The 12667-nt window shown below is 73.1% G+C and carries 13 protein-coding genes; 10 read left to right on the top strand and 3 right to left on the bottom strand.

Features of this window, described 5'->3' with window-relative positions; genetic code table 11:
- Window positions 1–59 precede the first annotated feature (59 nt).
- Entirely contained in the window at window positions 60–638 is a 579-nt protein-coding gene (locus ACIBIW_RS03040; RefSeq protein ID WP_399331258.1) for an MSMEG_1061 family FMN-dependent PPOX-type flavoprotein, read from the top strand.
- 85 nt (window positions 639–723) lie between these two features.
- Here ACIBIW_RS03040 and ACIBIW_RS03045 read toward each other — a convergent pair whose 3' ends face one another.
- Window positions 724–2388, bottom strand: coding sequence for a glycoside hydrolase family 20 protein (locus tag ACIBIW_RS03045; protein ID WP_399331260.1), 1665 nt, complete (start codon window positions 2386–2388; stop codon window positions 724–726).
- A 366-nt stretch (window positions 2389–2754) separates the two neighbouring features.
- On the opposite strand from ACIBIW_RS03045, the gene ACIBIW_RS03050 reads away from it, so the two are divergent.
- The 5 genes from ACIBIW_RS03050 (at window position 2755) to ACIBIW_RS03070 (ending at window position 6981) form a co-directional block, all read left to right on the top strand.
- Window positions 2755–3381, top strand: coding sequence for a 2-oxo-4-hydroxy-4-carboxy-5-ureidoimidazoline decarboxylase (locus ACIBIW_RS03050; protein WP_399331901.1), 627 nt, complete (start codon window positions 2755–2757; stop codon window positions 3379–3381).
- Window positions 3382–3547: 166 nt separating this feature from the next.
- A complete protein-coding gene (gene sdhC / locus ACIBIW_RS03055; RefSeq protein ID WP_399331903.1) occupies window positions 3548–3928 on the top strand; it encodes a succinate dehydrogenase, cytochrome b556 subunit in 381 nt (126 codons plus the stop codon).
- A 5-nt stretch (window positions 3929–3933) separates the two neighbouring features.
- Window positions 3934–4422 (top strand): succinate dehydrogenase hydrophobic membrane anchor subunit, encoded by a 489-nt coding sequence (locus ACIBIW_RS03060; protein ID WP_399331262.1) that lies wholly within the window; start codon window positions 3934–3936, stop codon window positions 4420–4422.
- A 37-nt stretch (window positions 4423–4459) separates the two neighbouring features.
- Window positions 4460–6214: a succinate dehydrogenase flavoprotein subunit gene (sdhA, locus tag ACIBIW_RS03065; RefSeq protein ID WP_399331264.1), complete on the top strand. Its 1755-nt coding sequence runs from the start codon at window positions 4460–4462 to the stop codon at window positions 6212–6214.
- On the top strand, window positions 6214–6981 hold the full coding sequence (locus tag ACIBIW_RS03070) for a succinate dehydrogenase iron-sulfur subunit (RefSeq protein WP_399331266.1): 768 nt from the start codon (window positions 6214–6216) through the stop codon (window positions 6979–6981). The genes sdhA and ACIBIW_RS03070 overlap by 1 nt, the downstream gene beginning before the upstream one ends.
- 15 nt (window positions 6982–6996) lie before the next feature.
- Here the strand turns inward: ACIBIW_RS03070 and ACIBIW_RS03075 are convergent, their stop codons facing one another.
- Window positions 6997–7431, bottom strand: a complete 435-nt coding sequence (locus ACIBIW_RS03075) for a winged helix-turn-helix transcriptional regulator (RefSeq protein WP_399331905.1) — start codon at window positions 7429–7431, stop codon at window positions 6997–6999.
- Between the two features lie 101 nt (window positions 7432–7532).
- On the opposite strand from ACIBIW_RS03075, the gene ACIBIW_RS03080 reads away from it, so the two are divergent.
- The gene (locus ACIBIW_RS03080; protein ID WP_399331268.1) at window positions 7533–8384 is read left to right on the top strand and encodes an alpha/beta fold hydrolase; all 852 of its coding nucleotides are present in this window, start codon (window positions 7533–7535) and stop codon (window positions 8382–8384) included.
- Between the two features lie 18 nt (window positions 8385–8402).
- Here ACIBIW_RS03080 and ACIBIW_RS03085 read toward each other — a convergent pair whose 3' ends face one another.
- Window positions 8403–8837 (bottom strand): Lrp/AsnC family transcriptional regulator, encoded by a 435-nt coding sequence (locus ACIBIW_RS03085; RefSeq protein ID WP_399331270.1) that lies wholly within the window; start codon window positions 8835–8837, stop codon window positions 8403–8405.
- A gap of 202 nt (window positions 8838–9039) precedes the next feature.
- Between ACIBIW_RS03085 and ACIBIW_RS03090 the strand changes: the two genes are divergently transcribed.
- The 3 genes from ACIBIW_RS03090 to ACIBIW_RS03100 all read left to right on the top strand — a co-directional run bounded on the left by ACIBIW_RS03090 (window position 9040) and on the right by ACIBIW_RS03100 (window position 12650).
- The gene (locus tag ACIBIW_RS03090) at window positions 9040–9966 is read left to right on the top strand and encodes an EamA family transporter (RefSeq protein ID WP_399331272.1); all 927 of its coding nucleotides are present in this window, start codon (window positions 9040–9042) and stop codon (window positions 9964–9966) included.
- On the top strand, window positions 9967–10971 hold the full coding sequence (locus tag ACIBIW_RS03095) for an aldo/keto reductase (protein WP_399331274.1): 1005 nt from the start codon (window positions 9967–9969) through the stop codon (window positions 10969–10971). It begins immediately after the preceding gene.
- Window positions 10972–11099: 128 nt separating this feature from the next.
- Entirely contained in the window at window positions 11100–12650 is a 1551-nt protein-coding gene (locus tag ACIBIW_RS03100; RefSeq protein ID WP_399331276.1) for a D-alanyl-D-alanine carboxypeptidase, read from the top strand.
- Window positions 12651–12667 lie beyond the last annotated feature (17 nt).

Consider the following 12667-nt stretch of genomic DNA (forward strand, 5'->3'; position numbering starts at 1 on the left):
CACCCTCGCCGGAGGGGGCCGAGGGCGACCTCATCGACCGCGCGACGGCAGGAGTGGCTTTGCGGCACGACACACAGACCCTCGCGACGCAGCCGCCTGGCGAGGCGGAGGAGTCCTGCTTCGCGGAACTACGGTCGCCCGAGCAGTTGCGGGAGTTGCTGGGCGAGCCGCACCCCGTCGTCGTCGACAAGGTCCACCACCGGCTCGACGAGCGAGACCGGGATCTGATCCGGCGCTCCCCGTTCTGCATGCTCGCCACCGCGGACGCGCGGGGAAACTGTGACGCCTCGCCCCGCGGGGGCGGGCCGGGCTTCGTGCACGTCCTTCACGCGGGGCAGATCGCCCTGCCGGACCGCCCGGGCAATCGCCGCGGCGACAGCTTCCACAACATCATGCAGAACCCGCACGCGGGGCTGCTCTTCCTCATACCCGGCGGCAAGGACGTCCTGCGCGTCAACGGACGCGCCCGCATTCTCACCGACGCCCCCTTCTTCGACGCCATGGCCGTCAAGGGGGTGCGGCCCGGCCTCGCCCTCCTGCTGGACATCGACGAGATCTACCTGCACTGCCCGCAGTCCCTGAACCGGGCCGGACTCTGGAAGACGGCGACATGGGAGACCGGCGCCCCACAGGGGTGATGCGACGGCCGGGCTGGGCGGGCCGCTTCCAGAGCAACCGCGACGCACCGGCACACGCACAAGCGGCCCGAGGCCACGCCGGCCCTCAGACGACCTTGCCCGCAAGCCCCTTGAACGCGGCCCAGCTCAAAGGCGGCTTCCCCGCGTCCCAGAGTTTCTGGGACGTCGCGCACAGCGGGAGCTTGATGCCCGCGGCGACCTGGTCGGCGGTCTGCGCCTGCGGCTGGTCGCCCCATACGGCGAACGAGCCGCCCAGGATCTGGTCGTCGTACTTGGCCGGGACCGGCTCGGTGCCGCGGATCACCCTCGGCGTCCAGTCCGCGTAGATGCGCTCGCCCGTCGGGTAGGTGAAGTCGTTGGGCTGGCCGAGGACGTAGTACAGGTACTCGTCGTTGTAGTTGGTCAGCTTCCTGCCCTCGGCGAGGAACTCCTGCGGGTCGCGCCTGCCCGCCTCCTTGCCCGTCCAGTACGCGACCTCCAGGTCCTTGTCGGGGCTGACGGAGCCGCCGTCGTAGAAGCCGTCGTTCCACGCCTTCGGGGACTCGTGCGTGGGGCGCACCACGGCCGCGCGGCCGTTGAGCCAGGCGGTGGTGAGGTCCTCGATGGTGCCCTTCGCGCCGTACTTGTCCCTGGCCGCCTCGGCGAGCTGGGGGTAGGACGCGGTGGGGTCGCTGGACATCAGGGCCAGGTACTCGTCGCCGCCCAGGTGCCAGTAGCGGCCGGGGAAGAGCGGCGCGTACTCCTTGAGGAGGTCGTCGACGATCTTCGCGGCGCCCGGCTTGGAGATGTCGAGGGTGCCCTGGAGGGTCTGGCCGCTCGCGTTGCGCAGTTGCAGGTCCGGGTGGGCGTCGGTGACGGCGCCGAGGTGGCCAGGGGAGTCCAGCTCGGGCACGACCTGGATGTGCCGGCTGGCGGCGAGCTTCACGAGGGCGCGGACCTGGTCCTTGCTCAGGTGGTCCTTCGAGACGATCTCGGGGTGCGTGGCGGACTCGATACGGAAGCCCTGGTCGTCGGAGAAGTGCAGCCCGAGCTGGTTGAACTTGAGGTCGCCAAGCTCCCTGATCCGGTCCTCGATCCAGTCCACGCTGTACGTCTTGCGGGCGATGTCCAGCATGAAGCCGCGCTGCGGCTTCGCGGGCGCGTCGCTCACCTCGCCCTCGGGGGCCGCGGTGCCGCCCGCGACCTCCTGCTTGAGGGTGCGGGTGCCGTAGAAGACCCCGGCGTCGGTGGGGCCCGTGATGCGGACCCGGCCGCCGGAGACCCGCATGGTGTACGACTCGGAGCCGCCGTCGCCCGGGGCGAGCGCAAGCTCCACGTCGCCGTCGCCCGCCTTCGCCCTGCCGCCGTACGACAGCTTCAGCTCGTCGGCGATCAGCCTGCCCTCGTCGGCGAGCTTGTCGTCGCCGACGACCACCCGCTCGCCGCTCCCCGGCTTCCAGCCGGGGCCGTGCGCGGGTGTGTGGCGGCGCACGGCGGGGATCGTCTCCGGCGTCTTCGAGAGCGGATACGACCGGGTGGGTGACGGGGAAGGGGCCTCGTGGCCCGCGGCCCGGGACGACGGAGACGACGGGGACGACGGGGACGCCGACGCGGTGCCGTCGCCGCCCTCGGTCGCGGCCCTGTTGTCGGGGCCGAGCGTGACGGAGACCGCGACGGCCGCGACCGCGAGCACGACCGCGCCCGCCGCCACCGCGCCGCCCCGCGCGGGGCGGCGCCCGCCCGAGCGGCGCCTTCTGGTTGCCGGAGCCACGGCCCACCTCCTCCCACGTCCCCCGCCTGCTGCCGGGGGTCGGCCGACGGCGGGTGGAATACCACGCCCGACCCTAAGGGTTGTGGGGCTTGTCGGCTTGTCCAATGAATTGCCTTAACCCCCGGAAACCCTCCCGTACGAGTGAATCTCATGAGCCTTTCGGATGCCGGTCCCCCGGCGTCGCTAGCGTGACGCCACACCAGCCACGCTGTAACCTCGCCAACCCCACGGCGCGTGGCCGTCCGCCCCGGGGGAGCGCGGACCGCGCGCCGCCTCGCATCGGCGTACCGATGCCAGGAAGCTCACCCTCGCCCGCCCCGCCGACCGGCCGACCGCCGATGGCGCCGTCACCGCCGAGGAGTCCCGCTGCCCGCACAGCCGTCCGCGCACCGCGCGGACCCCGAAGCCCCGCGGCCGGGCGCCCGCACCTCCCGGGCCACCCGCCTCGCGCGGTTCAACGCCGCGGACCCCGACGCCGCCGCCGGGGTGCTGCTGCGCTGCTGCGCCAGCCCCCGCTGGGGGCGCCGGCTGCTCGCCCACCGGCCGTACCCGACCGTGGACGCGCTGCTCGCCGCCGCCGACGAGGCGGCCTACGACCTCGGCCCCGCCGACCTGGTGTGGGCGCTCACCCAGGAGTCCCTCGCGCTGCCGCCTGGCACCGGGCGCGGCGCCGCGTACACCGCGCTGAGCGCCGCCCACGCCGCGTACCGCAGCCGCTTCGGGCACGCCTTCGTAGTCTGCCTGGACGCGGTGGCGCCGCGTGAGGCGCTCAACCACGTGCTCACCCAGATCCGCGCCAGGCTCGGCAACGACCCCGAGGAGGAGCGCGTGGTCGCCGCCGACGAGCTGCGCCTGCTCGCCCGCGGGCGGCTCTCCCGGCTGCTGCGCGACGCGCCCGGCCTGCCCGCGCCCCTCGCCGGGGCCTGCGTACCCCTGCAACCGGCGGCGGCCGACCGGGACGGGCCGACCGGTAGCCCGTACGCGTCGGTTTGAGATCACACGGTCGGCCCCATAACGGGCAAAAGCCCCATAGATGACTACGATGGCCGGGGCCGGTGGACGATCACCCGGCCGTGGCCCACCGACCCCCGCGTCGGCGCGGTCCCGCTCCCCGCACCCGGAGGGTTCTTCCGTGCCGACAGTGCCGACGGTGCCGACAGTGCAGCGTGGAACGCTGTACCGCGGCGAGGAGGGCATGTGGTCCTGGGTGGCTCACCGAGTCACCGGTGTCCTCATCTTCTTCTTCCTGTTCGTCCACGTCCTCGACACCGCGCTGGTGCGCGTCTCCCCCGAGGACTACGACCGGGTCGTGTCCACGTACAAGACGCCCGTCGTGGCGGTCCTCGAGTACGCGCTCGTGGCCGCCGTCCTCTTCCACGCGCTGAACGGCCTGCGGGTCATCGCCGTCGACTTCTGGTCGCGGGGCGCCCGCTACCAGAAGCAGATGCTCTGGGGCGCCCTCGGCATCTGGCTGCTGCTGATGCTCGGCGCGGTCTACCCGGTCCTGGCGCACGCCGCCCGCGACGTCTTCGGGAGCTGAGCACCGTGTCCACCGAGATCACCCAGGCCCCCGGCGACCCCGTAGGCCCCGTGGAGGGCGCCCCGCGCTACGACGCCGACCACCCGGCGCCCGTCATCGAGCCCCCGCGCGCCCGCACCGCGCGCACCCCGAAGTCCACCCGCGGCAACTTCGAGATGTACGGCTGGCTGTTCATGCGGCTGTCCGGGATCGCGCTCGTGGTGCTCGTCGTCGGGCACCTGATCATCCAACTCGTGGTGGACGGCGGGGTGTCGCGCATCGGCTTCGCGTTCGTCGCGGGCCGCTGGGCCTCGCCCTGGTGGCAACTGTGGGACCTGGCGATGCTCTGGCTCGCCATGCTGCACGGCGCCAACGGTCTTCGCACCGTCGTCAACGACTACGCGGAGCAGCCCGCCACCCGGCTCTGGCTGAAGGGGCTGCTGTACCTGGCCACGGTCTTCACCGTGCTGCTGGGCACGCTGGTGATCTTCACCTTCGACCCGAACATCCGCTGAACGCCGCCCGCCTGGGCCGCCGGGACCGAGGAACCACATGAAGATCCACACGTACGACACCGTCATCGTCGGCGCGGGCGGCGCCGGGATGCGCGCCGCGATCGAGGCCACGGACCGCAGCCGCACCGCGGTCCTCACCAAGCTCTACCCGACCCGCTCCCACACCGGCGCCGCGCAGGGCGGCATGGCCGCCGCGCTCGCCAACGTGGAGGAGGACAACTGGGAGTGGCACACCTTCGACACCGTCAAGGGCGGTGACTACCTCGTCGACCAGGACGCCGCCGAGATCCTGGCCAAGGAGGCCATCGACGCGGTCCTCGACCTGGAGAAGATGGGCCTGCCGTTCAACCGCACCCCCGAGGGCACTATCGACCAGCGCCGCTTCGGCGGCCACACCCGCGGCCACGGCGAGGCCCCGGTCCGCAGGTCCTGCTACGCGGCCGACCGCACCGGGCACATGATCCTCCAGACGCTCTACCAGAACTGTGTCAAGGCGGGCGTGGAGTTCTTCAACGAGTTCTACGTGCTCGACCAGCTCCTCACCGAGGTCGACGGGGTGCGGCACTCCGCGGGCGTCGTCGCGTACGAGCTGGCCACCGGTCAACTGCACGTCTTCCGCGCCAAGGCGGTGATCTACGCGTCCGGCGGCACCGGCAAGTTCTTCAAGGTCACCTCCAACGCGCACACCCTCACGGGGGACGGGCAGGCGGCCGTCTACCGGCGCGGACTGCCGCTTGAGGACATGGAGTTCTTCCAGTTCCACCCGACCGGCATCTGGCGCATGGGCATCCTGCTCACCGAGGGCGCCCGCGGCGAGGGCGGCATCCTGCGCAACAAGGACGGCGAGCGCTTCATGGAGCGCTACGCGCCCGTGATGAAGGACCTCGCCTCCCGCGACGTCGTCTCGCGCTCCATCTACACGGAGATCCGCGAGGGCCGCGGCTGCGGGCCCGACGGCGACCACGTGTACCTCGACCTGACGCACCTGCCGCGCGAGCAGCTCGACGCCAAGCTGCCCGACATCACCGAGTTCGCCCGCACCTACCTGGGCATCGAGCCCTACACCGACCCCGTGCCGATCCAGCCCACCGCCCACTACGCCATGGGCGGCATCCCCACCAACGTCCACGGGGAGGTGCTGTCGGACAACACCACCGTCGTGCCCGGGCTCTACGCGGCGGGCGAGGTGGCCTGTGTGTCGGTGCACGGCGCCAACCGGCTCGGCACCAACTCCCTGCTCGACATCAACGTCTTCGGCCGCAGGGCCGGGATCGCCGCCGCCGAGTACGCCGCCGCCCACCCGCTGGTGGAGCTGCCCGCGGACCCCGAGCGGCAGGTCAGTGAGCAGATCGAGCGGCTGCTCTCCGGCACGGGCACCGAGCGCGTCAGCACGCTGCGCACCCAGTTGCAGGAGTGCCTGGACGCCAACGTGATGGTGTTCCGCACCGAGGCCACCATCAAGACGGCCGTGGAGAAGATCGCCGAGCTGCGGGTGCGCTACCGCGGCGTGTCCGTGCAGGACAAGGGGCGGCGCTTCAACACCGATCTGCTGGAGGCCGTGGAGCTGGGCAACCTCCTCGACCTCGCCGAGGTCATGGCGCAGTCCGCGCTGGCCCGCAGGGAGTCGCGCGGCGGCCACTACCGCGAGGACTTCCCGAACCGCGACGACGCCGCCTTCATGCGCCACACGATGGCGTACCGGGAGGTCGCGGACGACGGCACCGAGTCGGTCAGGCTCGACTACAAGCCCGTCGTGGTGACCCGCTACCAGCCGATGGAGCGTACGTACTGATGGCAACGCCGACCCTGGACACGCCCGAGACCGCGGACGCGCCGCCCGCCGCCTCGCACCTGATCACCGCCACCTTCCGCATCCGCAGGTTCAACCCGGAGGAGTCCGACGAGGCCCGCTGGGAGGAGTTCAGGCTCGACATCGACCCCCGGGAGCGGGTGCTCGACGCGCTGCACCGGATCAAGTGGGACCTCGACGGCACGCTCACCTTCCGCCGCTCCTGCGCGCACGGCATCTGCGGCTCCGACGCGATGCGGATCAACGGCCGCAACCGGCTCGCCTGCAAGACCCTCATCAAGGACATCCGCCCGGAGCGCCCGATCAGCGTCGAGCCCATGCAGGGCCTCGCGGTCCTCAAGGACCTGGTGGTCGACATGGAGCCGTTCTTCCAGGCGTACCGCGACGTGCTGCCGTTCCTCGTCACCGGCGGCAACGAGCCCACCAGGGAACGCCTCCAGTCCCCGCGGGAGCGGGCGCGCTACGACGACACCACCAAGTGCATCCTGTGCGCCGCGTGCACCTCGTCCTGCCCCGTGTACTGGTCGGACGGGCAGTACTTCGGCCCGGCCGCGATCGTGGGCGCGCACCGCTTCATCTTCGACTCCCGCGACGAGGCCGCCGAGCGGCGCCTGGAGATCCTGAACGACCGGGACGGGGTGTGGCGCTGCCGCACCGTCTTCAACTGCACGGAGGCGTGCCCGCGCGGCATCGAGGTCACCAAGGCCATCCAGGAGGTCAAACGGGCGCTGATCACCCGCAGGCTCTGAGCACGGCGCGCCGGGTCAGTCGGCGGCGGCGCCCGCGGCCCCGCTCCCGCGGGCCGTCTCCCGGTCGTGGCGGGCGCCCGCGGCGTCGATCTCCGCCATGTGCTCCTCGGCCCAGGCCCTGACGGCGGCGAGCGGCTCCGCGAGGGACAGGCCGAGCGGGGTCAGCCGGTAGTGCACACGGGGCGGCACCGCCGGCTCGACCCTGCGGGCCACGAGGCCGTCCCTGACAAGACCGCGCAACGTGCCGGCCAGCATCTTCTGCGAGATCCCGGCCATCCTGCGGCGCAGCTCCGCGAAGCGGACCTCGCCAGGCGCCGCCTCCGCGAGCACCTTGACGGCCATCGAGACCCACTTGGTGCCGATCCGGTCGAGCAGGCGGCGGGTCGGGCAGGCGGGGTCGAAGAGGTCGCCGCGGGCGCCCGCGGCCTTACGTCCCGTGGGGGAGGTCACCACGGCGTCACCACCTGTCCCCGATGTGCGTTCTTGGCACCCCCACGGTAGTCACCTACGTTCGGCTTGTCACCATTGGTAACCACCCGGGGAGGGCCGGTATGGCCACAGCACCGTCCGACGTCACGCTGCACGAGGTGCCGGTCGGCGGGGGCGTCACCCTGCACACGGCGGTCGCGGGCGAGGGCCCCGCGGTACTGCTGCTGCACGGCTTCCCCCACACCTGGCGGCTGTGGAGCGCCGTACTCGGGCCGCTCGCGGAGCGGTACCGGGTGATCGCGCCCGACCTGCGCGGCCTCGGCGCCAGCACCCGCGCCGCGGACGGCTATGACGCGGACACCCTCGCCGGGGACGCCGGGGCGCTGCTCGACGCGCTCGGAGAGCGCTCGGCGGCGGTGGTCGCCATCGACGCGGGGGTGCCCCCGGCGTTCCTGCTCGCGCTGCGCCGCCCCGCGCTCGTACGGCGGCTCGTGCTGATGGAGTCGCTGCTCGGGACGCTGCCGGGCGCCGAGGAGTTCCTGGCCGGGGGGCCGCCCTGGTGGTTCGGGTTCCACGCGGCTGACGGCCTCGGGGAGTCCGTGCTGACGGGGCACGAGGGGGCGTACGTGGACTGGTTCCTCGACGCGGGCACCCTGGGCGAGGGGGTGCCCCGCGAGGTGCGCGACGCGTTCGTGGCCGCCTACACCGGGGCCGAGTCGCTGCGCTGCGCCTTCTCGTACTACCGCGCCATGCCGCGCAGCGCCCGCCAGTTGGCGCGGGCCACCGGCGAGGGGCGGCTGACCGTGCCGGTCCTGGCCGTCGGCGCCCGGCCGGTGGGCGACGCGCTGCACCGGCAACTGCGCCCGGTCGCCGACGAGCTGACCGGGCGTCTCATCGAGGACTGCGGCCACATCATCCCGCTGCACCGCCCGGCCGCCCTGCTCGACGCGCTCCTGCCGTTCCTGCGGGGGTGAGGGCCGCCGCCCCCGCTCTCAGCCGAGGCCGGGCGTGCGGGGCGGCACCGCCGTGGACTGGATGATGGACGTGGTGGTCTGCCCGTACAGCAGGAAGCGGTCCAGGGTCTCCTCGAAGGCGCCGACGTCCGGCGCGTGCACCTTGAGCAGGAAGCAGTCCTCGCCGGTGATCCGGTGGCACTCGCTGACCTGCGGCAGTCTGCGGGCCAGCTCGATGATCCTGGGCAGTTGCCCGGGTCCTGGGCGGATGCGCACGAAGGCGGCGACCGGGTAGCCGAGCGCCGCCGGGTCCACGTCGAGCCGGAAGCCGCGGATGACGCCCGACTCCGTCAGCCGCCGCACGCGATCACGCGCCGTCGGCACCGACACCCCCACGCGGCGCGCCAGCTCCGCCATCGGCACCCGGGGGTCGCCGTCCAGCTCCACCAGGATGCCGCGGTCCGTCTCATCCACGGGGATCATCCACCGGGCTCGTCCACCTTCCGTCTCCGCACGGCCCCGCCCCGCTCCCCGGCCGCCCACGGCCATTCGCCGAGCCCGTTTTCCCGCACCGTAAAGGGGAGCGGGCGGTGGGCCGCGGACCGTAAAGAAGAACCGGGGCCGCCTTGCCGATCGCACATGGCCAGGGGCGTTTTCCCTTGTCAGCATACGTCGCATGGTGAATCGCCCCATGGACACCCGCCCGGCGCCACCCGATGGCACGCCCGCCGCGCGCCGTCCGCCGCCCTGGCCGCGGCGGGCGGCGGAGCGCCTGCCGCCGTCGTCGTTCCTCGTCGTCAGCGCCGTCTTCCACTATCTCGGCCCCGCCTTCGCCGTCCTGCTCTTCGCCCGTGTCGACGTGCTGGGCGTGGCGTGGCTGCGGATCGCCTCCGCCGCCGTCGTGTTCTGCCTCTGGCGCCGCCCCTGGCGGGTGTGGCGCGACGCCGACCGGGGCCGCAGATGGGCGCTGCTCGGCCTCGGCGCCGTCCTCGGGGCGATGAACAGCGTCTTCTACCTGGCCCTCGACCGGCTGCCGCTCGGCACCGTGGGCGCCGTCGAGTTCCTCGGGCCGGTGGTGCTCGCGGCCGTCGGCATCAGGTCGCGGCGCAACCTCGGTGCCTTCGCGCTCGCCGTGTCCGGGGTCGGGCTGCTGGCCGACGTGCACCTCGCGAGGCAGCCGCTCGGCTTCGCCCTCGCCTTCGCCAACTGCGCGCTGTTCGTCCTCTACGTCGTCCTCGGGCACCGTCTCGCGCAGGACGGGGGCGCGTCCGGCATCGACAGGCTCGGTGCTTCGATGCTGATCGCGATGGCCGTGGTGGCCCCGGTCGGGTTCGGCGACGCGACCGTCGCCTTCACCGATCCCGTCCTGCTCGCGGCCGCCGTCGGAGTCGGCGTCTGCTCCTCGGTCATCCCCTATGTCTGCGACCAGTTGGCCATGGCCAGGGTCGCCAGGTCGGGCTTCGCGCTGATGCTCGCGCTGCTCCCGGCGACGGCGCTCGTGGTGGGCGTCGTCGTGCTAGGCCAGGTGCCCGGGCCCCTGGAAGCCCTCGGCGTCGCCCTGGTGATCGCGGGCGTCGCCCTGCACAAGGAACGGAGCGGTTGAGTGCGCTACGCACGGCTCGGCGACAGCGGCATGAAGGTCTCCAGGATCGCCCTCGGCATGATGAGCTACGGCAACCCCGCGCCCGGGCACCCCTCCTGGCGCGGCTGGCATCTGGAGGGGGAGGCCGCGGAGGCGATCGTGCGGCGGGCGGTCGAGGCGGGGGTGACGTTCTTCGACACGGCCGACTCCTACTCCCAGGGGGCGTGCGAGCGCGTCACGGGCGCCCTGCTCGCCCGGCTCTTCCCGCGCCGCGAGGACTACGTCCTGGCCACGAAGGTGTACTTCCCGACCGGCCCCGGGCCCGGCGACCGCGGTCTGTCGCGCCGTCACGTCCTCGCCGCGATCGACGCGTCCCTGACCCGGCTCGGCACCGACCACGTGGACCTCTACCAGGTGCACCGCTGGGACGACGAGACCCCGGTGGAGGAGACCATGCGGGCGCTCGACGACGTGGTGCGCTCGGGCAAGGCCCGCTACATCGGCGCGTCCAGCATGTACGCGTGGCAGTTCGCCAAGGCGCAGCACGTCGCGCGGGCCGCGGGCCTGACCCGCTTCGTCAGCATGCAGAACCACTACAACCTGGTCTACCGGGAGGAGGAGCGGGAGATGCTGCCGCTCTGCGCGGACCAGGGCGTGGGCGTCCTGCCGTACAGCCCGCTGGCCCGCGGGCTGCTCGCGGGCGGCAGGGCGCGCGCCGGGGGCGCGGGCGGCGCGGGCAGTGCGCGCGCGGGCGGCGACCCACTGGCGGACGAGATGTACGGGGAGGGCGACTTCGACGTGGTGGACGCGGTCCGCGCGGTGGCGGCCGAGCTGGGCGGGCCGCCCGCGCAGACCGCCCTGGCCTGGCTGCTCTCCAGGCCGGGGGTGACCGCCCCCGTCGTCGGCGCGACGAAGCCGCACCACGTCGACGACGCGGTGGCCGCGCTCGACGTCACGCTCGACGCCGCGCAGTGCGCGGCCCTTGAGGCGCCGTACCGGCCGCACCGCGTCCTCGGCCACTCCTGAGGCGCCTGAGGCGGCGGGCCCGGCGCGGGACCGTGCGGCGGCGGGGGATTGAGGCGGGGCGTCGAGGCAGGGCGTTAAAGGGTCACCTCCTGGCGACGCGCCGCCGCGCACCCTGTACGTTCTCGACCGTGCATGCCTTGAAGAAGACCAGCCTCCTGGCCGTCTCCGCCGCTCTCGTCTCGCTCCCGCTCAGCGCGCCCGCCGCCGCGGCGGACAAGCCCGACGGGCCGAAGCCCCCGGCCGACATGTCGACGACGGGCGGCGCGAAGCTGGGGCGGCCGGGCACCCAGGTGGGTCTTGAGGGCGGCGCCCCCGTGCTGCCGAAGGACCTCTCGGGCCGCTCCTGGATCGTCGCCGACGCCGAGTCCGGCGATGTGCTGGCCGCGCACAACGCGCACTGGCGGCTGCCCCCTGCCAGCACCCTGAAGATGCTGCTCGCGGACACGCTGCTGCCCGAGTTCCCGAAGACCCGGAAGCACAAGGTCGCGCCCTCCGACCTGGCGGGGATGGGCGAGGGGTCGAGCCTGGTCGGCATCAAGGAGAAGGAGACGTACACCGTCCACGACCTGTGGCTCGGGGTCTTCCTGCGCTCGGGCAACGACGCGGTGCACGTGCTGTCCGCCATGAACGGCGGTGTGTCGGCGACCGTGAAGGACATGCAGGCGAAGGCCGACGACCTCCAGGCCGGCGACACCACGGTGGTCAGCCCCGACGGCTACGACGAGCCGCACCAGCTCTCCTCCGCGTACGACCTGACGCTGTTCGCCCGCGCCGGGCTCCAGAACAAGGACTTCAGGGACTACTGCTCCACGGTGTCGGCCGAGTTCCCCGGCGAGACGAAGAAGACCAAGAAGGGCACCAAGCGGGAGTCCTTCCAGATACAGAACACCAACCGGCTGCTCACCGGCGCCGACGGGGTCACCCCCTACCAGGGCATGGCCGGGGTGAAGAACGGCAACACCACCAACGCGGGCGCCACCTTCACCGGGGTCGCGGAGCGGGACGGCAGGGTGCTGCTCGTGACCGTGATGAACCCGGACTCCACCGAGAGCCAGGCCGTCTACAAGGAGTCGGCGCGGCTGCTCGACTGGGGCTTCTCGGCCGCGGGCAAGGTTTCCCCGGTGGGCACGCTGGTCCCGCCGCGCAGCGCGAGCACCGGCGGCTCCGAGGCGGGCGGCGGCGACGGCAAGGCGGGCGCGCCCGGCAAGGGCGCGGACGGCGGGGCGCGGGGCAGCGCGTCGGAGAGCACCGGCGGGTCGAGCGGCGTCGGCACCGCGCTGGGCATCGCGGGCGGCGCCGTGGTCGTCCTGGCCGCGGCCGTCTTCCTGATCAACCGCCGCTGGCCCCTGCGCCGCCCAGCGACAGCCCTGGCGGGCGGGGGCGGCCCGGGGGGCGAGGCCGGTCCCGGGAGCGAGGCCGCGACGAAGACCGCCGAGGCGGGTACGGAAGGCGCGGCCGGTCCGAAGCCCGAGGCCGACCCCAAGAGCAGGCCGGAGCCCGAGGCCGACTCGGAAACCGAGGCCCCCGCAGAGTCTGAAGCCACCCCGGAGGCCAAGCCGGAGCCCGAGGCCGACCCGAAGCCCGAAGCCGAGCCGAAGCCCGAGGCCGACCCGAAGAGCGAAGCCGACCCGAAGCCCGGGGCCGCCGGAGGCGGCAAAGAGGGTGGCGCCAAGGAGTAGGCGGCGGCGCTACGGAG

This window comes from Streptomyces sp. NPDC050560, from assembly GCF_044457285.1.
In the GTDB taxonomy this organism is placed as follows: Bacteria; Actinomycetota; Actinomycetes; order Streptomycetales; family Streptomycetaceae; genus Streptomyces.